General features: G+C 58.9%; 21 protein-coding genes. 4 read left to right on the top strand and 17 right to left on the bottom strand.

Translation table 11 applies throughout. The features are described from left to right. Positions 1–25: 25 nt before the first annotated feature. The 4 genes from KP703_RS10625 to KP703_RS10610 form a co-directional block, all read right to left on the bottom strand. Positions 26–643, bottom strand: a complete 618-nt coding sequence (locus KP703_RS10625; protein ID WP_215754837.1) for a hypothetical protein — start codon at positions 641–643, stop codon at positions 26–28. A gap of 111 nt (positions 644–754) precedes the next feature. Continuing rightward, the gene (locus KP703_RS10620) at positions 755–1294 is read right to left on the bottom strand and encodes a hypothetical protein (protein WP_252354009.1); all 540 of its coding nucleotides are present in this window, start codon (positions 1292–1294) and stop codon (positions 755–757) included. 240 nt (positions 1295–1534) lie between these two features. After that, positions 1535–2926: an inorganic phosphate transporter gene (locus KP703_RS10615; RefSeq protein ID WP_215754835.1), complete on the bottom strand. Its 1392-nt coding sequence runs from the start codon at positions 2924–2926 to the stop codon at positions 1535–1537. A gap of 128 nt (positions 2927–3054) precedes the next feature. Next, positions 3055–3531, bottom strand: coding sequence for an Rrf2 family transcriptional regulator (locus KP703_RS10610; protein ID WP_215754833.1), 477 nt, complete (start codon positions 3529–3531; stop codon positions 3055–3057). An 89-nt stretch (positions 3532–3620) separates the two neighbouring features. Between KP703_RS10610 and hmpA the strand changes: the two genes are divergently transcribed. Then, positions 3621–4868 carry an NO-inducible flavohemoprotein gene (gene hmpA, locus KP703_RS10605; protein WP_215754832.1) on the top strand — a complete coding sequence of 416 codons (1248 nt, stop codon included), beginning with the start codon at positions 3621–3623 and terminating at the stop codon, positions 4866–4868. A gap of 88 nt (positions 4869–4956) precedes the next feature. Here hmpA and KP703_RS10600 read toward each other — a convergent pair whose 3' ends face one another. After that, complete coding sequence (locus tag KP703_RS10600) at positions 4957–7122, bottom strand: Hint domain-containing protein (protein WP_215754829.1); 2166 nt, start codon at positions 7120–7122, stop codon at positions 4957–4959. A 614-nt stretch (positions 7123–7736) separates the two neighbouring features. Between KP703_RS10600 and purU the strand changes: the two genes are divergently transcribed. Next, positions 7737–8576 carry a formyltetrahydrofolate deformylase gene (purU, locus tag KP703_RS10595; RefSeq protein ID WP_062248397.1) on the top strand — a complete coding sequence of 280 codons (840 nt, stop codon included), beginning with the start codon at positions 7737–7739 and terminating at the stop codon, positions 8574–8576. Positions 8577–8592: 16 nt separating this feature from the next. Then, complete coding sequence (locus tag KP703_RS10590) at positions 8593–9189, top strand: hypothetical protein (RefSeq protein ID WP_215754827.1); 597 nt, start codon at positions 8593–8595, stop codon at positions 9187–9189. A gap of 81 nt (positions 9190–9270) precedes the next feature. On the opposite strand, the gene KP703_RS10585 is transcribed toward KP703_RS10590, so the two are convergent. The 9 genes from KP703_RS10585 to KP703_RS10545 all read right to left on the bottom strand — a co-directional run bounded on the left by KP703_RS10585 (position 9271) and on the right by KP703_RS10545 (position 19907). Beyond that, complete coding sequence (locus KP703_RS10585; RefSeq protein WP_215754825.1) at positions 9271–10920, bottom strand: PepSY domain-containing protein; 1650 nt, start codon at positions 10918–10920, stop codon at positions 9271–9273. Beyond that, positions 10917–11219, bottom strand: coding sequence for a hypothetical protein (locus tag KP703_RS10580; protein WP_215754823.1), 303 nt, complete (start codon positions 11217–11219; stop codon positions 10917–10919). Before KP703_RS10580 ends, KP703_RS10585 begins: the two co-directional genes overlap by 4 nt. After that, positions 11216–11509 (bottom strand): hypothetical protein, encoded by a 294-nt coding sequence (locus KP703_RS10575; RefSeq protein ID WP_062271850.1) that lies wholly within the window; start codon positions 11507–11509, stop codon positions 11216–11218. Before KP703_RS10575 ends, KP703_RS10580 begins: the two co-directional genes overlap by 4 nt. Beyond that, a complete protein-coding gene (locus KP703_RS10570; RefSeq protein WP_215754822.1) occupies positions 11506–13788 on the bottom strand; it encodes a TonB-dependent siderophore receptor in 2283 nt (760 codons plus the stop codon). Before KP703_RS10570 ends, KP703_RS10575 begins: the two co-directional genes overlap by 4 nt. A gap of 85 nt (positions 13789–13873) precedes the next feature. Beyond that, positions 13874–14458: a nicotinamide riboside transporter PnuC gene (gene pnuC / locus KP703_RS10565; RefSeq protein ID WP_062271846.1), complete on the bottom strand. Its 585-nt coding sequence runs from the start codon at positions 14456–14458 to the stop codon at positions 13874–13876. After that, positions 14455–15609, bottom strand: a complete 1155-nt coding sequence (locus KP703_RS10560) for a phosphotransferase (protein ID WP_215754854.1) — start codon at positions 15607–15609, stop codon at positions 14455–14457. The genes pnuC and KP703_RS10560 overlap by 4 nt, the downstream gene beginning before the upstream one ends. A gap of 65 nt (positions 15610–15674) precedes the next feature. Continuing rightward, positions 15675–18131, bottom strand: a complete 2457-nt coding sequence (locus KP703_RS10555; protein ID WP_373687476.1) for a TonB-dependent receptor — start codon at positions 18129–18131, stop codon at positions 15675–15677. A 38-nt stretch (positions 18132–18169) separates the two neighbouring features. Further along, positions 18170–19432 carry a sodium:proton antiporter gene (locus tag KP703_RS10550; RefSeq protein ID WP_215754820.1) on the bottom strand — a complete coding sequence of 421 codons (1263 nt, stop codon included), beginning with the start codon at positions 19430–19432 and terminating at the stop codon, positions 18170–18172. 28 nt (positions 19433–19460) lie between these two features. After that, positions 19461–19907 (bottom strand): hypothetical protein, encoded by a 447-nt coding sequence (locus KP703_RS10545; protein WP_062142860.1) that lies wholly within the window; start codon positions 19905–19907, stop codon positions 19461–19463. A 151-nt stretch (positions 19908–20058) separates the two neighbouring features. On the opposite strand from KP703_RS10545, the gene KP703_RS10540 reads away from it, so the two are divergent. Beyond that, complete coding sequence (locus KP703_RS10540) at positions 20059–20466, top strand: NUDIX domain-containing protein (protein WP_062142896.1); 408 nt, start codon at positions 20059–20061, stop codon at positions 20464–20466. On the opposite strand, the gene KP703_RS10535 is transcribed toward KP703_RS10540, so the two are convergent. From KP703_RS10535 to KP703_RS10525, 3 genes are all read right to left on the bottom strand, one after another. Beyond that, complete coding sequence (locus KP703_RS10535) at positions 20443–20880, bottom strand: hypothetical protein (RefSeq protein ID WP_215754818.1); 438 nt, start codon at positions 20878–20880, stop codon at positions 20443–20445. The genes KP703_RS10540 and KP703_RS10535 overlap by 24 nt on opposite strands. 99 nt (positions 20881–20979) lie before the next feature. Further along, entirely contained in the window at positions 20980–23442 is a 2463-nt protein-coding gene (locus KP703_RS10530) for a hypothetical protein (protein WP_215754816.1), read from the bottom strand. Beyond that, positions 23439–24005, bottom strand: coding sequence for a hypothetical protein (locus KP703_RS10525; protein ID WP_215754814.1), 567 nt, complete (start codon positions 24003–24005; stop codon positions 23439–23441). The genes KP703_RS10530 and KP703_RS10525 overlap by 4 nt, the downstream gene beginning before the upstream one ends. Between the last annotated feature and the right edge of the window lie 4 nt (positions 24006–24009).

Genomic DNA, 24009 nt, shown 5'->3' with positions numbered 1-24009 from the left:
CTCCGACCAAACAGAACGTGTCATTTCAGCCCTTGGGCTTTTTCGAAACTGGACGCGCGGAGACGGGACGTTTGACGTTATAGCCTTCGCACTGGTCCATTATCTTCAGTAATGCCTGCCCCAGCTCTTCATCTGCCACAGACAGCGGGACATCCAGAAATTTCTGGGGAAACTTGACCCGTGGCCAGCCAACGTGGCCACCACCACCTGCACGACGCGAGGCGTATAAAGTCATAAAATCATCAATACGATAATGCCAGTCGGAAGCAACAATATCATCTTTCCGCCACATCGTATCAATAGTTTTAAACCCATAGGCTTGGCGCATCTCCTCGAAAAAAGCCAGACGCCGGGTGTTTGACGCCTTCTCCATTGGAATGATATTTTCCAGCCCCAGCTCTTTCGCCCCCGGCTTGTTGAAATATTCACTACTCAAAAGAGCCTTACGAAAATTTTCCCCCAGCCAAAGAGGCGTGGCCTCCTCCACCAGTGCATGCGCACACCAGCCCGTGCGGGAAAAATAGCTTCCTCTCCAAATTTCTTTTGAAATAATGGCGACAAATTTTGGTGTCCGGCAAAAATCGGCGCTTTTACGATACTGCGCTTTAATCTGCTCAGGCGTTAAAGGGGGTGGTCTAAACATCAGGAAACCTCGTCAAGCATTATCGTCAACCGTAGCAATCCTTACTGTGTGGGGAGTACCACCATCGCAACAGAGCAGGCCTGGAAAGCTGCATAAACGACCGGCTGCATCTCACGCATAATTAGGCTGACACGCATCAAGTGCCTGAAGAGCCACACTCGCGATCTCTTCATCAGAAGCGTGACTTGAAACGTAGAAGACCTTGCCCTCGTTTTCTCCCAAATACCAGGCAGAATGCCCCGCACCTCGCCCTCGGGTGGCCAGAAAACAGATCTGATCTGTCTGCTCATACTCCCAACTGACAAAGACAGCAGCCGATTTTGACACCGCGACAAGATGGTCCTTGAAGCCAAACCTGTCCCTGATTCCAAACCAGAACGCTCTCCCCTTAGACAGGGACAACTCTAAAATTTTTTCACGCTCAGAGTCATTCCCCGACCCATTATTAAATTGCAAAGAATAATCATGACTCTCCATAAGAGATTTTCTTAAATTTTCCCCTATCCATTGAATGGTCACTTCTTTTCTCGGAAGAACTACTGAAGAGCCGGTCTGGGAAAAAATAATACCTCCCAAAGTATCCTCAGAATATATTGCATAATATTTTTTTGTTCTCATTATAGTGGATTTTTTTTTCAATACCTTTTTCATACGATATCCTTAATTTGAAAATTAATTTTCTTCGTTGCAATATTGGGGCGAGCCACCACTTTTTTTATTTTTTTGCTGTTCTAAAAAGAAAAATTAAAAAGAACGCTTTGGTAATTTGATAGCAATTGATCGATTATCACCATAAAATCAAAATCATACCTATCGCTCTATCCCAAACGCATTACCAAAGAAATTATCACAGATTTTCGCGCTTCATTTCCCATAAACACATTATTGACTTCACAAACTCAGCACATAAAACAATCCAGCCGCCATCAGGATTGTCACCGGCAGCGTGGCAATCCACGCCAGTGCAATACGCCCCACCATGCCATTCTGCACACCGCTGCCTGCACCCAGCATGCTGCCTGCAATGCCTGCGGTAATAATGTGCGTGGTGCTGACCGGCAGGCCGGTATAACCCGCCGTCAAAATCAGTCCTGCCCCGACCAGTTCAGCTGATGCCCCTTGGGCGGGGGTTAAATGCGTGCGGCCAATCTTTTCACCTAATGTGCGGACAATCCGCTTATAGCCAATCATGGTGCCAAGGCTGAGGCACAGGGCACTGAGCAGCCGCACCCACCAGGGCGCAAATTCCACCACCGGCTGTAACCCCTGCCGCAGCTTTTTAGCCTGCGCACGCTCTGCACCCGGCACGCTGGAAACATGCTCAACCTGCTTTAGCCCGGCCAGCACTTCAAACACATCGGCCCGCTGCGCCACAACGGTCCGCGGGCCATCCTGCGGAGTAGTCCCGGCATGCTGTGCGGCGGCCTCGCCCTCCGCTTTCAGGCGCGCCGCCGCAGCCAGAGCCTCGGCGCGCAGGCCGTTATGGTCATACTGGGTCAGCAGGGTTTCAATCTGCGTCGCCTGCACAACGGGCAGCGGCAGGCGGTGGGCTTCAAGCGGGTTGAGCGCATACAGGGCAGGCATCAGCCCCACCACCGCCAGCATAATCAGGCCGATGCTCTTCTGCCCGTCATTATTACCATGAGAAAAGCTAACGCCACTGCAACTGGCCACCAGCAGCCAGCGCACCCAGCCGCGTGGCGGGGCGTCGCCTGTGGGGGGCTGATACAATGCCGGGTCCTTCACCACAGCACGCATCGCCAGATAGAACAGCGCGGCCCCTACCAGCCCCAGCAGGGGCGAGACAGCCAGCGCTTCCAGCACCTTGGTAACCTGATGCCAGTCCACCCCTTCGCTCAGGCTGCGCGCATGCACCAGAGCGTCACCAATAGCCACGCCCACAATCGCGCCAATCACACAATGGGAGCTGGAGTTGGGGATGCCCGCCCGCCATGTGAGCAGGTTCCACACCAGCGCCGTGCCAAACAGGGAGAGCAGCATGGGCACCGCAGGCGTGCCATCAGGCGGGGACAGCACATCCGGCGGCAGCAGTTCCACCATGGCGTAAGCCACACTCAGGCCGCCCGTCAGCACGCCCAGAAAATTCATGATGCCCGAAAGCACCACCGCCGTACCCGCCCGGAGCGAGCGCGTGTAGATGACCGTCGCCACAGCATTGGCGGTGTCATGAAACCCGTTCACAAACTCAAACACGCAAACCAGAAGGCCGCAGACCAGCAGCGCGATAATGGAAGACGGTGAGTCTGGCGTGAAATGCAACATGAGAAAACGGACAGCCCTTCTTTTGTGCCGCCCGTTGATAGAGGAAGGCGCTCCGGTTTTTAATCCGTTAAATCGATTTTAAAAGGCCAAGTTGCATTCCATGGGAGAATTGAGGGCGGGAAAGGCCGTTATTCAGCCTTTTTTCCGGTGCCGGGCGCTATGTCGCGCAGCGTCTTTACCTCATAGGGGCGCAGAAGCTCCGCCAGTGTGCGGCCATCCAGCACAGCCATGAAGGCCCCCAGCGCCTCCCCCAGCAGCCCCCGCAAAGTGCAGCCCGGAGCCAGAACACACCCCTCCCCGGCACGGGTCCCTTCCTTGCCGGGGGGAGCCATGCACCCGACCAGCACCATATCATCCTCGGTATGGCGCACCACGTCGCCAAGATTGATCTGCTCGGGCGGGCGGGAGAGCATCAGGCCGCCATTGCGCCCACGCAAAGTATCCACAAACCCACCTTTGCCCAGATGGTGAATGACCTTGACCAGATGATTTTCTGAAATGCCATAGGCCAGCGCCACCTCGCGAATGGAGACGCGACGATCTGCGTGCACTCCCAGATAGAGGAGCGTTCGCAGGGCGTAATCTGTGTACAGAGTCAGGCGCATGGCGCCAAGTGTAGTCCAGTTGACAGCATTTTTTCCAGCGCTCTATAAGGTGTATGAAATATACACCTTCAAAAACAGGAGACCACCCCATGGTCACCCCCCTCGACGACAAGACCCGCGCCACCGTCACCGCCTGCGTTCCGGCACTGGAAGCCCACGGTGTCGCTATCACTACGGAGATGTACAAACGCCTGCTGGCAGACCCCGCCATCAGCGCCCTGTTCAACAGCGCGCATCAGAAAAATGGCAGCCAGCCCACCGCTCTGGCACTCGCCGTGCTGGCTTATGCCCGCAACATCAACAGTCTTGATCAGCTGGGCGGCATGGTGGAACGGATTGCGGAAAAACATGTGGGGCTGAACATCCTGCCCGAGCATTACCCCGCTGTCGGCCGCGCGCTGCTGGGTGCCATTGCGCAGGTGCTGGGGGATGCTGCCACGCCGGAAATTATGGACGCATGGGCCAAAGCCTATGGCTTTCTGGCGGATGTGCTGATCAACCGGGAAAGCCAGATTTACAAAGCGCATAAGACCGCCCCCGGTGGCTGGGCAGGCTGGCGGCCCTTTACCATCCAGAGCCGCACGCCAGAGAGCGCGCTGGTCACCTCCTTCGATCTGGTGCCCACAGACGGCAAACCCGTTATGGCCCACAAACCCGGCCAGTATCTCAGCTTCTCCCTGACCGTGCCCGGCCACGGCAACCAGCGGCGCAATTACAGCATTTCCTCAGCACCCAATGGCCGCAGCTATCGCATCAGCGTGCGTCGGGCCGAAAAAGGACTGGTTTCAGGCTGGCTGCATGACAGCGCACAGGCCGGCACGGACGTGCTGGTCTCCGCCCCTGCCGGGTCCTTCACCCTGCCCTCACCGCAGTCTGCCCCCATTGTCTTGCTGAGTGCTGGCGTCGGGCTGACCCCGTTCATCGCCATGCTGGAAGCCCGCGCCGCCGCCGCTGCACATGGCTGCCCGGCCAGTGCCCACGCGCCCTTGCAGTACATCCACGGCACGGACACCCCGCAGACGGAAGCCTTTGGCGCACTGGTGCGGGATCTGTCTGCTAAAGGGGCGATTAAGGCGGATGTTTTCTACACGCACAGCACGGCAGATACCCAGGCCGATCAGGCGGCCCCTGGCACCACGGCCCATGCCGGACGCATCACGCCGGACTGGGTCAAAGCCAACACACCGGCAGACGCCATTTATTACCTGTGCGGCCCGGAGTGTTTTATGCAGGAGATGATTACCGGCCTGCGCGCTGCCGGGGTGCCGGAAGAACGCCTGCGGCGTGAAGTCTTCGGCCCGGCTACCACGCTGGACGATGCCCTGAACGCCGCCTGAAACGCTTCACACATTGCACCAGTGGATCGGGATTAACCCGACCCACTGGAACAGCTTTTGCACTCAAAAAAAATCGACTTCTAAGAGATTACCCAGTTTTCCTCTGATTGACTTCCCTATCGTCAGAATTCTGCAAATACGGTCCAGCCGCTGTAATAGTCAGAGAAAGAATCCCTATTTTTTCCTGCAACAGGTGGTCACCAAGGGGCAGGACAGCATTGCCGTTAGTCCATGCGCATTCAGTTGACTCGGTTTCATACCAACCTTCTGGTTTTTCTGCCTGAAGATGCACGCTGATATCATGCTGACGCTTACCAAGAAGCAGACGAATATCCGCCACGGCAACCCCCAGAGAACGACGATCATCCACAAAGGGTCCAATCACGTCAGAAGGGCGGTAGGTGCGGGACACGATGCGAACGGATTCGGTGCCGAATGGCAGCATGAAGCTATAGTGCTGACCATTCGTGCGTATTGGACGAATTCTGCCGCCCGTTGCTGTTACCAGATGCACATCGGGATATGGTGTCAGCTCAACGGTCTCAGTGGGAATATGTCCTGCATGAACACGATTCCCCCGCAGCTCAATTTTACGGAATAACGGTTCAACAAAATCACGGTCTACGCACAAAGGCGCAGCAGCATCGTCTTCCCAGCTCGCATTTCTTCCAAAAAGCCTGACGACCTTCCCTTCCACCCGGAAAGAAGAGCGATTTCCTGTATCCAGATAGCTTTCTGTTAGCATCCCATCAGCGATGATAACGGAGTGCTGCTCCGTTTCCACATGATAGTACTCATACGACGTGAAGGACTTATCGTAGAAGACAGATACCCCGTTGACCAGCATCCGTGCCGGGACAAAATTACCTTCAAAGAACAGGCAATGCTCAGAGGTCACCAGCATATCCTTGTAGGGCACGCCCTCGGCAATGGCATCCTTGAGGATGCGGACAGGCCAGCCCGCTTCATCATCCGGGAGGTGAGAACGCACAGTAGCGCTTGCCTTCCCGACCCAGGCAACAGAACGGCTGACATACTGATCTTTTTTCCAGTCGAACGTAACGACCTCATCCCCCACCTGGAGGTTTTCTACACTCACCTCTCCCTGGCTCGTTCGAATCATTGAACCCGCAAGGAAACAAGGAGTGCTGCCAGAGTAAGTCACCACTCCCCCTACAGTATTGGCAAACGACCCTGTGTAACCAGCACCAATATCATACGTATAAACTTTTCCACCACTCGTGGTGATTGTAAGAATACCAGTTGTGGAATCGTATGAGGGATTACCGGCAATATTCAGATCAAGCTGATCGCCTTGACTAAAGCCACGAATAACACCGGTAAAAGTTGTACCATTTGTTACATTCAGCGTATTGTCACTGCCAGAAAAATTGAAAGTCTGCCCGGCTCCACTGCTATTACCGCCCAATGTGACATCAGCACCATTGGAAAGATTTACAGTACCATTTGTGCCTGTCAGAGCATTTGCAATATTCAGGTTAGCGTCATTAACATTGATGGTACCGGTATTCGTGTAGGCGGAGGTTCCACCGATAATTTGAATATTTCCTCCGCTGGCTGAATTGATGGACCATGTTCCCGAATTGGTAAATCCACCACTTCCAACCGTTGTAATAGCAGTCGATGCAGCAGGAATAGCTAACGTCAACGCTCCGCTATTATTGATTCCTAAAAAATTTAAATTGGTTGTTGACCCCGATGTGGCGGCAGAATCATCAATGGAAAATGTGCCGTTATTATTGAATGTTCCGGTTCCATTCCCCCAATTAGATGTCATACCTGTTCCGCTGGTATCGACAACTTTGATAGTACCATCATTCGTCAGATTTGCGACATAAGCTGCCGAGATGGTTGAAGCGCCGGCACTTTCCAAGTCAATTGTTGCAGAAGAGGCATTCTCAATTGTTTTATAGTATAAATTAACAGTGGATCCTGATGTTGCATCCAGCTGCTTAAACGTCAGTGTTCCAGTGTTTTTGAAGGTGTTATTGCCCCCAAGACTTCCTATATTAAAGGTGCTTCCTGTCCCCGGTGATGATGGGATATCGGATATAATTCCGTTATTAACAAGATTCCCATAGATATTATTGATATACCCGCCACCGGGAGGCGTGAACAGCAACTGACCACCGGACGCATTCGTCAGCGTATAAGTCGCTCCCGACAGGTTGCTCGCTGTTAGATAAGTCTGAATTGACGAATTTGTTCCGCCGGTAGAAAAGCTGCCGCCCATTTCCAAAATCCTATAAATAATAAGGAGTTTCCTCCTTAAAACTCAGATTCATCAGACCGTAATCAGCCTGTGCAGCATTACCCGTAGATCATAATATTAAATATATTGTTAAATTCCTGAAATTGTTAGCATCATCAAAACACAGAAATGACCGCATTTTGTGTGAAAACCATTCCCTGAAATTTACATAGCTGCACTTACGGCACACTCCCTTTGCTCTTCGCAGTCCCGCAGAACAGAACAAACCGGGAAACGTGAAAAGAATGCACTGTCTGTCAGCCTTACACAAAACTATCCACAGAGTTTTCCCACAGTCTTTCCCCGTCTTCTGTGGATAAACAGACTCTCTTCTTCAAGAACATAGCTGGTATAAATGGCTGTTTTCTGCGTCTCAGAGCTTTTTTGACATTTTTGTGATTGACTCATCTGCCGGATCGACAGTCTTAACGATTCGATAAAGAGGCGAGTCATCCACATCATAGGCTTTCCGCCCGCGTTCTCTGGCGAGTCCGGCGGCTGGTTGCCGTATGGCCCGGCCCTTGGCACACTCCACGCCCTCTTACGCCCCGCTCCCTTGCTGCGGGGCTGGCCGACACAAGGACCGCTAACGCGCCATGCACTTTACCCTGACGTTTTCCTGCCCGGACAAACCGGGCATTGTTGCTGCTGTTTCCACCGCTCTGGCAGACAAGGGCGCAGACATTCTGGAAACCCACCAGTTTAGTGACCGGACTGCCCACCGCCTGTTCATGCGGCTGGCCTTTACCACCCCTGCCTCCATGGAAGACATTCGCGCCTGTCTGGAACCGGTCAGAACCGAATTCAACATGACCATGCGCCTGCATGATGCAGCAGTCCTGCCGCGCCTGATTATCATGGTGTCAAAGTTTGACCATGCGCTGCTCAACCTGCTGTATCAGGTGCGCGTCAACTGGCTGCGGGCCGAGATTGTGGCCATTGTCTCCAACCATCAGGACAGCGCGGCCACTGCCGCACAGGCTGGCATCCCTTATTATTACTGGCCGGTGAACAAGGACAACAAAGCCGAGCAGGAAGACCGCCTGCGCGCCCTTGTGAGCGAAACCAAAGCCGATCTGATTGTGCTGGCCCGCTATATGCAGGTGCTCTCCGATGCGTTCTCCACGGAAATGAGCGGGCGCATCATCAACATCCACCACTCCTTCCTGCCCTCCTTCAAGGGTGCGCGGCCTTACCATCAGGCCTTTGCACGGGGCGTGAAGCTGATTGGCGCAACCGCGCATTACGTCACGCCGGATCTGGATGAAGGTCCGATTATCGAGCAGGAAACCGCCCGCGTCACCCACAGCCTGTCTGCTGAGGATTACGTCGCGGCTGGCCGTTCCATTGAATCTCAGGTGCTGGCCCGTGCGGTTAAACTGCATGTGGAACAGCGCGTGATGCTCAACGGCCACCGCACCATCATCTTTTCCTGAAGAAAAAGCCCGCGCCATGCTCTTCCCGGACCAGACGACAGAGGCCGCCCCGCCCAACGCTGGCAACGCTGGCAACGCTGGCAACGCTGGCAACGCTGCGCGGGCGGGAGGCCAGTTTGCTGTCAACTGGCGCTATTGCCTGCGCTGCCTGCTGGCTCAGGCCATTCTGTGTCCGCTGGGGCTGATGCTTTTGTGGCTCTGCGGGGCCGTGGATAATGGTCCCTCTCCGGCATCGCTCCCGCTTCTGGCCGTGTTAGCCATGCTGGTTGCACCAGTTATGGAGACCTTTATCTTCTTCTATCTGCCGCACCAGTTTTTTCGGCTGTTCATCAAAAATCAAAGCTGGCTTTGGGGGCTTTCTTTTGCTGCCACCACGCTGTTCTTTACGTGGGACCACCATACCAGCGGTAATACGGCTATTCCGCACCGCAACTGGCCCATGGCTCTGGATGTCGGGCTAAGCGGCTCTTTCTGCTTCTTTGCCTGTTTTTACCTGACCGCAAAATCCCGGCGCGGCAGCCCCTTCTGGACCACCGCCGCCTGCCACGCACTCTATAATACCGGCGTCACCGCTTTTGTGGCGGCGCAGATGGCATTGACGGCCACCCACTAAGAGAAACATTAAAAAGACTGGGATTTTGGAGCATCGTTCTCAAGGTCATTCAGACAGTAGTTGATATAAAGACCGCTTCCCCTAAATCTCCCGCGTATGCTTCGCCGCACTGGCGAACAGGAACACACTCAGCAGAGCAGCCATAAGGGCCACACCCAGCCCTTCCGGCGTGCGCAACAGGCGCGCCCCGTGCAGGCAGAGCATGAGCGGCACACAGGCTGTCACCACACCCGCTGCCGCCAGCAAAAGCCGGATGCCGCGCTGGCCGGGCAGGCAGAAGGCAGCCACCACAAACACACAAAACACGCTGTAATATACAGCAGAAACTGCGCCATACGTCCCGCCATAGGGCAACAGAGGCACCGCGCAGAACACGGCGGAAATCCCTGCCACACACCCCGTGGTGCAGCCTGATGTCAAAGCGGCCAGCAGTTTTGTGCCGCGTGTTTCCACAACCAGACCGCTTTCCCGCTCACGCCGCCTGCGGCTGACAATCCAGAGTTGATTACCCGTATAGAACAGAAATGCCCCGGCCAGCCCCAGCACCACATACCCCCAGCGCACGGGTGTGCCACCAAAGCTGCCAAAGTGCAGGGCAAAAAACGTCGTTACAATCGCAAATTTTGCAGGCTGATGCCCCGGCATATACTCGCCGGACTGCACCGCGCCCGTGTGAGAGTTCAGCACTACAAAGCCACCCGTCGGGCCGCGTGTGGGGTAGCGCACATCATGCCCGAACACCCGCACCACATCCTTGCCGTGCCCAAGCTGCATGTAATTCAGCACTTCCGGCACAAACCCCGGAGCCTGCCGCGCCATAATGGAGAGGATCTCGGTCGGGGCCAGCACGGGCACCGATACGGGCACAGGCGCGGGTGAGGAAACCGGTGCGGAAGACGCACTGGCCGCCCCGGTTACCGAGGGTGCCCCCACGCCAGAAGCCCCGCCATGCCCTCCGGCATGTCCGCCGCCACCGTGCCCACCGCCATGCATGCCGCCATGCTGACCACCGTGCTGACCGGCAGAGGAACCGGGAAACAGCATGTGCTCCACAGCAAAAATCTGTCCGTGGAAGGCAAACACGACGGAGGAAATGGCCATGACCAGATGGAACGGCAGTGAGAACAGGCCCAGCAGATTATGCACATCCAGCCACCGCTTGCGCACACTCTGGCCAAAGCGCACCGCAAACAGCGTTTTCATCAGGGCCGGAAGATAGGCAATCACGCCGGAAACAAGGGCAACGGCATAGAGGAGCGCGACGGCCCCCATCAGCACCATAGCCTGCGTATGCGGCAAAGGCAGACCAACCTGCTGGTGCAGCACATCCACAAAATGCGCGGCCTCCGAGGGCGTTTTGGGCACCACAACAAGATTTCCCTGCGCATCCAGCCCCGCCGCCATGCTTTGCGTAGGGCCATGATGCACCTGCCCGCCGCTGCCATCCCATGTCAGGCGGCCGCGTTGGGCATCGTCCGGGGTGACGGCAATCGTGTAGTCATCCCGTGCTTCCGGGTAAGCAGCCAGAGCCTTTTCCAAAAGTAAGGGTGTCTGCTCAAGGCTGACCGGCGGCGGCAAAGCAACGGGGGCAGAGGCCCAGCTTTGCAGCGGTTCCTCAAACATGGTGACGGCCCCGGCGTAAAACGCCACAAACAGGAAAAGCCCGGCGACAATGCCGACCCAGCTATGAACATCGCGGTAAAGCTGCACAAGGTCTGCACGTAATTTCATGACAGAACACTCCGCAGCACAACAAACAGGCCCCAGACCACGCCATTCGCCACAATCAGAACGCCCCATGCCTGCAAACCGGAACGGAACAGGAAGCACACGCTGAGCAGCGCGCTCCACAAAAGGGCCGCCATCCACATCAGATACTGGCCGGAGGCTGAGCGCGGGCTGCCATCCGTGTGGCACAGCACGCCTACAACCCCCATCAGGCCACCCACCAGCAACGCGCCCGGCAAGACTGCCGCAAGCACTTTGAAAAACCAGTTTTTGCTACTGAACGTCCGCACAGTCCAGCTCATGATCGGTCCTGCCCCCGGCGCGCCAGCGCCACACAGAGCGGCAGGAGGGACCAGACGCTCATCAGCACCACCGCCAGAGCAAACACGGCGGTAAACACTCCCACTACCTGGCAGAACAGCCGCAGGGCAGCCAGAGCCAGAGCCACCGCAACCCCCAGTCCGGTTTTAACAGGGAGTGCCTTACGCAGCAGCATCTGCCGCGGCGCTGTCAGATAGACACACACACCCGCTTCCACGCTGCACATGACCGCCAGAGCGCATAAAGAGGTGTCAAAAAGCACAGAATTCACCAGCGATATTCCAGACGGCCAATCACGCTCCGCCCCTGCCCGTAATAACAGGCGGACACGGCGGTGCAGGTTGCCACAAACCGTTTATTGGCAATGTTGCGCATATTGACGGAGAAGGTCAGACCTTTCCACCGGGGCCGCGCCGCCCAAAAATCATACCGCAGGAACATGTCAAACACCGTATAGCCGGGGATGGAAAGCGTATTGGCCGTATCGCCATAGCTGTGCCCGGTATAGCGCACACCACCGCCAGCCCCTACCCCCTGCAACACGCCGGAGCGGAAGCGTTTGTCCACAAACAGAGACGCCATCCATTTTGGAGCCTGCGGCAGATAATTCCCCACCTGCGCGGCATAGTTGGAGCGCGTTACTTTAGCGTCACTCCGCGTGCCGGTGAAGATAACGGATGTATCCCACACAAGGTTTGCCCGCCCTTCCAGTTCCAGCCCGCGCACGCGCCCCTTGCCCGTCTGCACAAGGCAGGTGGAGGTGCCGCACATCGCGCCGTCCGGGTCCGGGGTGGTCATGTTGGTCTGGGTAATCTGGTAGCCGCCAAAGGTGATGTAGATGCTCTTGCCGTACTGGTAGCGCAGCCCGGCCTCATACTGGTCCCCCTTGGTGGGTTTAAACGGCGTACCATCGCGCGAGGTGGAGGGGTCCGACACCTGCGGCTGGAAGGACTGCGCGTAACTGAAATACGGGGCCAGCCCGTTATCAAACAGATACACCGCCCCCGCACGCCATGTGAACGCATTGGATTTTGTGATGTAGCGTTTGTTGGTCAGGATGTTCAGCGTATCATCCCGCGCCCAGTCCTGCCGCCCGCCGATGGTCACGCGCAGGCGGTCAAACTTGAGCTGATCCTGAAAATAGATGCCATTCTGGCGGCTTTCCGTAGAGGTATAAACCTGCGGAGACAACGCCGCGCCATAGCCCGCAGACCCGCGTGACTGGGGATCAAAAATATTCAGCACCGGCAGGACAAGAGAGGAATTGACCAGATCGCGGTCATGGTTCCAGTCGGTATAAAAGTAGTCTGTGCCGGCAAGAAGCAGATGCCGCACCGGGCCGGTCATCACATGGCCTTCAATCTGCGTATCCGTCGCCACACCCTGTGAGCGCCCGCGCCCTTCCACGGCACGGCGGTTAACGGTCTCACCCGCAACACAGCCTGCAATGGTGGCGGGGCATTTGCTCAGCGTATCGCCAGACAGCACGGTGGCCCGATAGAGCGTGTCCAGATAGGTGTAGCGCGTGTTGTTACGCACCGTCAGATACTTGCTGAATTTGTGTTCCAGAAAGGAGCCGATCAGCGCCTGATTGCGGTCAAACGTATCCCACTTCGGCTCACCAATATTGGCATCGTTCTTGATATAGCGGCCATGAGACGGATACAGCGTGCCGGTGGCGGGCAGGAACTGGAAGGTGGAGCCACCCTGATCCCGCTGATACTGCGCCAGTAGCGTCCATCTGGTGTTGACCGTGGGCTGCCATGTCAGGCTGGGGGAGATGTAATAGCGGCCATTATTCACGCTGTTGACCTGCGTGCCGCCATACCGCGCCAGTGCCACAACCCGGCCCGTAACGGTGCCGCTTTTGTTCAGCCTGCCCGACAGATCGCCCGAGGCCTGCCCCTGCCCGTTATTGAGGTTGGTAAAGCCGGAGCCCTGCAGGAAGAACTCGCCCTCACTTTTGGCAGTCGGGCGTTTGGTGACAAGATTAACCACCCCGCCCGGTGCCGTCTGGCCATACAGCGCGCCGGACGGGCCTTTGAGCACTTCAATCTGCTCCAGCGCGAACGGGTCGAACGATGTCCGGGTCCACTGGCCGCCGGACGGCAGGCGCAGGCCATCCACAAAGTTGTTGTTGGAGGAAAACCCGCCCGCGCCAAAACCACGCACCGAGACTTCATCCACGCGGCTATCAATGCCGGACGGTTCCGCCTGCACACCTGCGGTGTAGGAGAGCGCATCGGCCACGGTGGGAGAGGCCCGCAATTCGATTTCTTCCCGGCTGACAATGGAAATTGTCTGAGGCGATTCAATAATGGGTGTACGGGTTTTGGTGGAGGCCGAGGCGCTGGAACGGCCTGTGGCGGTCACAATCACCACCTCCGCCTTTTCACTCGCCTTGCGCGTCTTGTTTTTCTCAGCAGATTTTTCCGTGTCGGACTGGCTTTCCGACACAGGCAGCGTTTCTGCCACTGCGCCCGACGATGTGGCTGCTCCCGCCAGAAAAAGCACAGGGAGCACACCCTTCACAGAGCGCGAAATTCTCATAGCTACCTTGTTACCCACACATACGTTACCGATATGCGGCGCTTACGTGATAATGAGAATTATTGTCAAGTGGAGAAGAGTCCACCTACTCAAATGGCGGTTTTTCGGGCTCTGTTATAACGCAAACAGCCCGCCACTGTAGCCAGCCGGCCACCGCCAGCCCGACAAATGCGGCGTAGAGGCCCGCTGTCAGATACAGCTCCCGCACCACAAACAGGCCGGTATAGAGCACGTCCACACCCAGCCAGATCAGCCAGCTGGCCAGATAGCGCCGGGCCATCCACATCTGTCCCAGAATACTGAAGGTGCTGAGCAGCGCGTCCATCAGGGGGTTGGGGTCATCCGTCCAGGTTTGCAGCACACCGCCCAGCAGCACACCAGCCGCCACGCTCAGCACAACGCCGCGCACCATCACGCCCTGCGGGGGCTGGATAACCTGCACAGCCCCTTCATCCCGCACGCCCCGCAGCCAGCGCCACCAGCCATAGAGCGAAAGGGCGGCAAACACACCCTGCAACGCGGCATCGGCATAGAGATGCGCCCGCCAGAACACCACGCCATACAGCACGGAAGCCACCAGCATGACCGGCCAGCACAGCACCGCCCTGCGGCCTGTCAGCCACACACCCGCCGCGCTGAACAGCACGGCAAGGAGTTCCAGCAGGCTCATGGTCTGGCGGCCGGGACGCGCGCCAGTTCAGTCGGGAGCCAGCGCAGGAGGGCGCGTCCTTCTTTGGAGGCAAACCAGCGGGCGTGGTCGAGCAGATACTCCGTATACGCCACCTCAGCCGAGGCCGCGTCCTTCAGCAACGTGCCGAAATACGCCACTTCAGAGAACGCAAATTCCACATGCACCAGCGGCATGAAGGCCACCAGCAAGAGCCGTTCCGCCTCGCTCAGCGGGCGCACACTCTGGTAGCCTGCCAGCAAGGCCTGCATCTGCGGATACACCACCACGCCGGGTGATGGCAGATCAAGCCACTTCACCCCGCTCCGCTCCAGCGCCACGGCAAGGTCGAACACCGCGCAGGTGCGGTCCGCCATGCCGAAATCCAGAACACTGGCAACACCGGCCTCATCACCCGTTCCCCAGAGCAGGTTGGACCCGTGCCAGTCGCCATGCCCCCAGCAGGGTGTGATGTCTGCCAGCAGCGGGCGGAGTTTGGCGTGGAACGGTTCCAGCACCGTCTGCACATCCTGCTCCCACGGGCGGCCTGCCAGTTGCTGGGCCAGCCCCGGCTGCCGGGCAACCCACGCCCGCAGAGCCGGGAGAAGCTCCGCCTGCCCGACCGCCACCATGCTGGAGACCAGCGGACAGGTCTCACCCCGTGCGGGGGCATCAAACCCCTCCGCCGCCTTATGCAGCCGCGCCAGCTCCCCCCCGGCGACCCGCGCGTGATCTGCCGACTGATAGGGCTGCCAGGACATGGTATCCCGATACAGGTCCTCCCCGTCCGACGGCAGAAAGACCTCATACGTCCAGATCCCCTGCGTCACCGCTGTGGCTCCGCTGCCCGTGCTCAGAACGGTAGTGACCGGAAGACCCCGCTCGCGCAGATGCTGCATGAAGGCATGTTCCACCTCCAGCGCCGCCACGCTGCGCAACTGCGTATGGTGCCGCTTGACCACAACGGTTTTGGGGCCATCGCCTTTCAGCAGCACAATGCCAGCGGCGGAAAAAGGCCGCATACTGTGCCAGAGAATGGAGGTAACGGGCGACAGAGACGCATAGTGTGACAGAACGCCCGCCACTTCCGCCTCCGTCAGCGGGGGCCAGTCGCGCTTATCCTGCACGCCATGCACACCAAACTGGCCGGGCACGGTGCCCGGAGCCTGTTTGGGGGGCTGGCCGGAAAAGAGGCGGGCGAGAAGACCGGTCACGTTGCTCAGAACCCGGTGGAGGCGGTAAACAGCGCCGCGAACCCGCCGCCCACGTAATAATCCGGCGCACTGCCCGCAATGGTGGTGCCGTAGCGGCCTGTGGTGTCCTTCGCGTTCAGCGTCGGGTCTGCCACGCCGGACAGATAATGCTGGTTGCTGATATTGATAAAGTTCATGCGGAACTCCGGTTTATGGAGCATGGCGACATCAGCAAGCCGATAGCCCACGGCCAGATTACCCGTCACGTGGTCGGACATCCGTTCATCATTCATGAACGTGGCATATTGGTGGCCTGTATATTTGACGGTGGCCGTGCCGAAGAAGTGCCCGTCATCATAGGTCAGCCCCGCCGCCGCCTGAAGGGTTGGACTGCGCACGGCGGTTTTGCCGCGTGTGGGCAGAAGGTCGCCGTTGGCGGCAATGTCGTTATCAATGGTGGCGTGCAGATACTCACCCGACACATACGGGCTGAGGTGATGCCAGGGCCGCAGACCAAATTCCACATCCACACCCCGGCTGGTCTGCCCGCCAGCGTTCATGGTGGACTGCACGAACGATCCGTTTTGTGACGTCAGCGTTTCCACCTGCCGGTTTGTAAAATTGTAGTTAAACAGCGTGACACTGCCTACAAACCGATCATCCGCATACCGATAGCCCAGCTCTTCCGAGATGGAATATTCGTTCTTGACGTGCGTGGTGCCCTTGCTTTCCGTCTGGCCGGATGTGGGGTCAAACACATCATACAGCGCGGTTTCCGCAGGCGTGCGGAAGTTGGTGGTGGCGCTGAAAAACACCTGATGATGCGGCGTAATCTGGAACCGTGCGGCCAGACGCGGCAGCGGCACCGCGCTGTTGGTATTGGCGTGGTAGGCCGCACCCGGCATGGCGTTGGTGCCGGTGCGCGTCATCATCACTTCCTTGAAGCCTGCCGTCAGCAAAAGCCGATCATGCAGCAGGGAAAGCCGATCGCCCAGAAACAGCGCGTTGGTCTGCGTGACGGTGTGGTTATTGGTGCCGAGCAGCAGAGAGCCATCGGAGAGGTGAATGCCACTCCCGCCGCCATTGCCCCAGATGTTGGATGCATAGCCTCCGTCCGAAATCGCGGTGAACTGCTGTTTTTCATTATCGTCGGAATAATCGTACCAGTAACCCAGCACCAGATCATTCACACCGCGCTTCCACTCCATTGCGGTGGTAAAGCCGGACCGATAGCTGCGCTGCGTGTAATCCGCCCGCACGGTCGCCCAGCCATCCTGCGTGCTGGGCAGCGTGAGTTCATCCGCCAGCGGCTGCGTGCCGTTATACAGGCCGGAGGTGGGGATTTGCGTGCCACCGGGCGCGTTCCCGTAAGCGCCCTGTGCATAGGGCGTGGCCTTGAACGTCAGGCCATGTGTGAGATGCAGTTCCACCGGGGCGGCCAGATACAAAGTGCGTTCGGGCTGGCGATACAGCCGCCAGTAATCCGTGCCCGCAGCCTCATTATTCACATCATACTGTCTGGCCAGATTGTTTGCGCCGTGGATGCCATCCTGCGCCCAGCTCTCTTTGGAAACCTGCGGATAATAGCTGTCGATGGCCTGATTCCAGGAGCCAAGCAGAGAGGCCGTATTGCCGTGCCCCCAGTCCTTTTGCAGCTTGAAGTCCACATGCTGGCGCACATCCCGCCCCGGCCCGCGCCAGTTATCGGAAGCCCCGTGAGAATAGGAGACAAAGCCGCGCAGGCCGGTCTTGCCAATCTCACCACTATCCAGCCGGATAAATTCCCGATTGGTGTCATAGGAGCCGTAAGAGATGTTCACCATCCCGCCGGCTTTTTCCGCCGGGGTGCGGAAGCGCAGGCTCATCAGGCCGCCCGCTGCGTTCAGAACCGGGCTGTCCAGATCCGCAGCGCCTTGCTGCAGGGCAATGCTGTCATAGTTCTCGCTATCGGCAAACTGGCTGGGGTAGCCGGTGTAATAGGCAATATCATTCAGCGGTGCGCCTTCCAGCACATAGCCAATGGCATCCCCGTTCAGGCCGCGCACGGAAATATTGGTCTGCGGGGAAAAGCCCAGCGGGTCGGAGGACGCGACGTTCGCCCCCGGCAGCAGAGCCACCAGATCAAACGCCGTGGCCGACGGCGCCTGCCGGGCAATGAAGTCCGACCCGACAACACTGATAGCCTTTGGCGCATCCTGCGGGCGCAGCAAGCCGCCCCCTGCATGCAGCGCCACCGGGTCCGCATGCACGTCAATCTGCTCCGCGCCCTGTGCCTGTACCGGGCCGGTGTGACCTGCCCCGGTGGCTTGCCGGGAAGGGCCTGCTTTGCGCACGCCGGACGACCGTGCGCCCGTGGCCTGAGGCACACGCGGTTTTGTGGGTTCCGGTTCTTCCGCCGTCACACTACCAGACCCGACGCCGCCCGGTGTGGCCTGCGCCAGAACCGGGGCGGGCAGCGCGCTGGAAAAAACGACTGTGGCCATCAGGATTGGCCGTGCATGAGCGCGCACCCGCATGGGGGTTATCCTTCCTTGGATCCGGTCTGGCTGACAGGATAAAATGCCCGCACCAGAGGCTGCATGCTCAGCCCCTGCACAAGAATGGTGAATGTTATTACACTATAACAGACGCACAGGAGCAGGTCATGCTCCGGCCCGGCGGGCAGGCTGAGCACCAGTGCGAGAGAAATGCCGCCGCGCAGGCCACCCCATGTCAGCACGGCCAGCACACCCATTGCTTCCCGCCCCACCAGATAAAGCGGCAGCGTGGCCAGCAGCACGCTTGCCCCACGCACCAGAACGGAAAGCGGAACCGCAATAGCCGCCGCCCAGACAAACGGCCAGTGGAAGGACAGCGCCAGCACCTGAAAGCCAATGACCACAAACAGCAGCGCGTTCAGCACTTCATCCACCAGCCCCCAGAAGGCCGGAATCTCGCTCCGGCCCTCGGACGTGAGGGCGGCCTGTGCGGTCGGTGTGCCCATGGCCAGCCCTGCCGTAACGGCAGCAATCGGGCCGGACATGCCAAAGGCTGCGGCCAGACTATAAACACTGGTGGCCAGCGCGAGAGAAATCAGCAATTCCACATGCGGGTCCCGCGCAACCCGCAGCCCCAGCAGAGACACTCCGCCGCCAACCAGACCCAGCAGCAGTCCTCCGCCCACTTCCCAGCCAAACGGCTCAGCAAGGCCGGCCACATGGACGGAGCCACCCTGTGTTGCAATGCCGAGGGCGACGGTGAAAATTACCACGCCGACGCCATCGTTAAACAGGCTTTCCCCCGCAAACAGGGCCTGAAGCGGGCCGGGCAGCCCCAGCCGCCGCAACATGCCCACCACAGAGACCGGGTCCGTTGGAGCCAGAATAGCGCCCAGCACCATACACCACGCAAAAGACACCGGCAGGCCAAGCAGGCCAAAAACACCCCACATAGCCCCGGCAAACAGCAGCACCGCCAGCAACGTGCCCAGAATGGCGAGAGCCAGAACGGAAAAGCGCCGCCCCCATAAATCCCGCGTATCCACAGCCTGCGCGCCGGCAAACAGCAGGAACACCAGCAGGCCATCCAGCAGGGTATGGGGCAGGTCAATCTGCGTCAGAACAGCGCGTGCGTGCCCAAGGCCGGAGCCCGGCAGCACGGTGTCCGCCAGCATCAGGCCGCCGGAGGCCAGCAGCGCGAGGATCATAATGCCAATGCTCATCGGCAGGCGGAGCAGTCTGTCATTCAATAAGGCAAAGACAGCAGCCAGCGTCATCACCAGAGCAAACAGGGCCAGTGGCGTCATCAGCCAGCTTCCTTCTTATTGTAAGGCATTATGCTCCGCCGCCGGACGACTTGCCGTTCTGCCCTTCGACATCCACAAACGTCTGGTCGGAAATGGAGACGTTTTCCAGCTCCGGGCGCTGCAGGGCTTCTGACGCACTTTGCGCAAGCCCCGCTGTGCGGTCCTTCAGGTCCGCCAGCTCTTCCCGCACGTCTGAGAGGATTTCCAGAAGAGCCTGATGGTCTTCCGCCGCCCGCTTGTCCGCTCCACGGCTGAGCACCGCATTCCCCACCATCAGGGCCGGTAACGCAACAAGCTGGATACAGTTGCTGATATAGAGCAGCGTATTCTGCCATTGCGGCATCAGCACCGGGATGAGCGAGAACACAAAAAACACGTAAACGCACCAGATACTGCCGAACAGCATTGTCATCTTGACGGCAATGCTCTCATTGGCCTGATCCAGAACGGCCTTGAAGTTTTTTTCCACTGACATCTCTGCCCCCTGCCCTCGTGTCTCATCCGGCCGGAGTTTCAGGCCGCTCTGCCCGTGCTGGCAGGGGGTGGGGTGTACCACACTGTTTTCCAAAAGTCCGCAGCGGGGTATGCAGGCCACACCGCAGACAGACACAGCAAGGAGCACCCCGATGACAGACCCCCGACTGGGCTGTGGCGCCATGATTATCCACGACGGCAAACTACTGCTCCTGCGCCGCCTGCGTGCGCCGGAAGCCGGATGCTGGGGCCTGCCGGGCGGCAAGGTGGATGCGTTTGAAACCGTGCCGGCCGCCGTGGCGCGGGAAGTGCTGGAAGAAACCGGGCTGGTGATACACCACCCCACCCTGCTGTGCGTGGTGGACCAGATTGACCGTGCCGCTGGCACCCACTGGGTCGCCCCGGTTTATACGGTCTCCGGCTTTACCGGCCAGCCGGTGTTGCAGGAGCCGCACAAACATAGTGGTCTGGACTGGTTCCCGCTGGACGCCCTGCCCGCACCGCTCACCCACGCTACAACGGTGGCGCTGGCGGCCTTACGGGAGAAGACTAGTCGTTGAAGCCTCAGCCTGATTAACGGCAAGGTGCAGGCGGAAAAATGCCGTATGCCCCTTACGGGCGGTCGCATGCTGCTGGAAGACCCCCAGCGTATATTTACCGGGAGAAGCGGCCTGCCCGGTCCACCTGTCGGGCTGCGGACTTTCCGCACTATTATAAACAATCCGGCCTTCCGGATCTTTTACAAAAAAATAAATGCCGCTTTTGCGGGAATGACACAGCACATCCAGCTTCTGCCCTTCCTTCAGGCTGACATGGAAGGGCACAATGCTCTCACCCTCCAGTGTGCCAGAAACAACTGTGCTGGAAACATGCGGTGCGAGATGCACGGATCGGGCCAAAGCACTTTGCGCCGGCCCCACGCCGCACAAAAGCAGTGCGCCTGCAATCAGGACAAATTTTGTTTTTTTTGTCATGAATCCTGTTTGCCTCTCATAATCTGCGGAATAATCCACGACCAGATTACAAGAGAGCGATAAGACGGATCAAGCAGAACCAGACACGTCATAAAACCCTCACGGCATCGCGGTCAGCGCCGCCAGTTTCCAGCCTGCGGAGGTGTAAATGGCCGGGGTGTCATCATCCGCATCATAGAGCGTGGTGCCGATCGGCAGGTTACTCATGCCCTTGATGGCCGCGCGGGAGAAGGTGGGCAGGCGGATGCCGCCAGCGGGGGTCAGCGCGCCACTGAGCGTTTCATTCCCGGCCGTGTCCAGCTGGCGCAGGGTGCTGGTACCGTTGGCGTCTCGCAGGCCAGTGCTGGTGTAGCCGGTGGTGATCACGCCGGTTGGCTCCCACGCCACAGTCTGCCCGCTGCCCAACCGGACCGCCTGCGGCGTCGTCAGGCCGGACAGATTGATGCCGATGCCTGCGGTACCGTTCAGCGTAATGGCACTGGCCGAGCCGTTGTTCATGCTGGTGGTCATGCCGCTGTTCAGGTTGCTGCCGGTAAGCGTTTCATTCCCGCTCTGGTCCAGTGAGCGCAGGGCCGTGCCACCCCATGTGTCCTGCAAGATGCCGCTGGCAAAACGGGTTTGCACGGTGGCCGTCTGTTCCCATGAGACATGCTGCCCCTCCGCCATGCGCAGTGCATCCGGCGCAGTCAGGCCGGTCGTGTCCAGCCCGATAGCGGCGGTGCCCTGCGCGACAAACGCGGCGGCAGTGGGCTGGCTGAGGCTGACCACGGTCTGGCTGTTATGGGCAGCTCCCGGAATGGTCTCATTGCCCTGCGTATCCAGCGTGCGGGCAATGCCTGCTGCGACCTGATCAGTCAGTTTGCCGTCCGCAAAACGGGTTTGCACAACTGCCGTTGGTTCCCAGGAGAGCGCCTGCCCTGTGCCAAACCGCATGGCTTCCGGCGCGCTCAGGCTCGTCAGATTCACGCCAATCAGCGCCTGTCCGCCCAGTGTCCACGCCATACCGCTGCCGGGATTGGCGATGGCGGTGGTCACATCCCCATTCATGCCCACGGAGAAAAGTGGCGTGGTGTCATACCAGTAGCGCAGGGTATAGGCGGCGGAATCAAACTGAAAATGTGGCTTGTGGTCATCACTAAACGCAAGATTGCGGTTTGCACCGATATTCAGAACCGGGGCATTATTAACCGGCGTGCTGCGGGAGAGATCAATGCCCGCAGTGTCAAACCGGCCTGCGGCGTCAATCATGATGCCATAGGCGCTGGTGCTGTCATTATTCCCCAGCGCAATGCCCTTGCCGACCCGGCCCGGTGTGCCAGCACTATCCGCCCCGGCAATCTGAAGCTGGAGGCCGATACGCCAGTTATTGGGGTCATCCGCATTGGCGTAAACGTCAATTTCCCGCCCCACCAGACTGCCTGCAATATTGGAAGGCTGGCCGGTGTCATCACGGGTTTCATCATATCCGGCCCAGATCTGAGAACGGGAGCCTTTGCCATCCGCCAGCGCATTGGCGGGCCGCTGGGCCAGACTGGCCTGCGCCACGTGCTGGCCGCCGCCAAAGGCCGCGCTGTTCAGCACCGTGGAATGGCACCAGACATAATCATTCAGCGCAGCCCCTACGGAAGGGATGGTGCAGTTTCCCTTTTCCAGATTCATCACAAATCCCGCCGTGCCGCCAGCGTGCGTGACGTCCAGATCCTTGCGCAGCACGGGGGCCATGTCCGCTGCGGTCTGGCCACGGGCAAAATATTTACCGCCTTCCAGCGTGCTTTCCAGCACATCGGTTCCCAGAGTGGTCAGCGGGCCGCCATCAGCCTGCAACGTGCCGTTGGCCTGCCACAGATTGGGCGTACTGCCGGTGGGCAGGGCCGTTAGCGCCAGTTTGCCAGCCGGGAGCTGAATAACCGCCCCGGAGGCTGCGGCATTTTTGGCAGCCTGAAGGGCAGCGGTGTCATCCGTTTTGCCGTCCAGCGCCAGACCGAAATCCTTTGCGTTCAGCTGGTCCGCAAACCGTTCGGCCAGCGGCCTGCCGACCGCGCCACTTGCGCCAATCTTTGCCGTGGCGGTGGATAAATCACCCGAGACGGGAGCGGTCATGGCCCCATTGGCGTCCAGCGCTGCCACACCATTTGGCGCGCCTTTGTCGGACTGCTGCACGCTGCCATCCGCCATCGCGCCAATCTGCCCGATGGTGGCGTCCTGCCACAAAGCGGGCACCCCGGTTGCGGCATCCAGCCCACCCGGTGGCCGCGTGGGGACATAGGGAGCCACGCTGCTTGCCAGAGATTTGGCCATAAGCGCGCTGCGCAGAAGTGTAGGCGTTTGAGCAGATGCCACTGCGCCAGAACCGGACGCTGTGGACGGGGTGGCGGTCTCAGCCGCAGTCGCAGACAGTGTGGAAAGCTGACTGGCGGATGCAGACGCAGTGGCCTGCCCAAGCGCCTGATATTGCGGCAGCAGGTGGTTGGGCCGGGTGGACGCCTTAGCCTCTGCTCCGGCCAGCATCACGACGCCGGAACACAGGCTGAGCAGAAAATGGGTTTTGAGAAAAGGGCTCATGAAGACGTGCCTTGAGAGATACAGAGATAACCACCGTTGTTCCACCACACGCCACGCAGGCCGGGGTCTGTGGTGGGGAGGTCCATGGCCATCAGCACATGCCCATCCTGCACACCCAGACAGTCCAGCCCGCCCAGCACCAGATTGCCATCGGGCGAGAGCGTAGCCAGACCATTGGGAATGCCCTTCTGTTCGGACACGATGGTGGCCGCCGCGTCCGAGGCATGGCCGACCGCTGTTTGTGCCTGTGTTGCGGCATCCTGCGCCTGAGTGACGAGCGTGGCGACAGTGCCGCTCATCTGCCCGCTCTGGGCATCAACATAGGCCTTGTTGACCAGATGCGCGGCATCCGTCGGGGCAAGGGCGCAGCTCAGCAAACCTGAGAGCGTATCCCCCGTTTTAGAGACAGCACCGGTCCAGATGGCGGACTGGGGCACAAACTGGCCCTGCCCGTTGAAAATGCCAAAAACAAGATCGGCTGGTGCGGGCTGAGTCTGCACCGGCAACGCCGAAAGCGGCATGCCACTGGGGGTGGATGCCGTGAAACTACTTGACCCGGACATGGGC

The sequence above is a fragment of the Acetobacter sp. P5B1 genome (assembly GCF_018811985.1).
Classification (GTDB): Bacteria; Pseudomonadota; Alphaproteobacteria; order Acetobacterales; family Acetobacteraceae; genus Acetobacter; species Acetobacter cerevisiae.
Note: the sequence above shows the minus strand (reverse complement) of the source record. Positions and strands in the feature narration are given on the sequence as shown.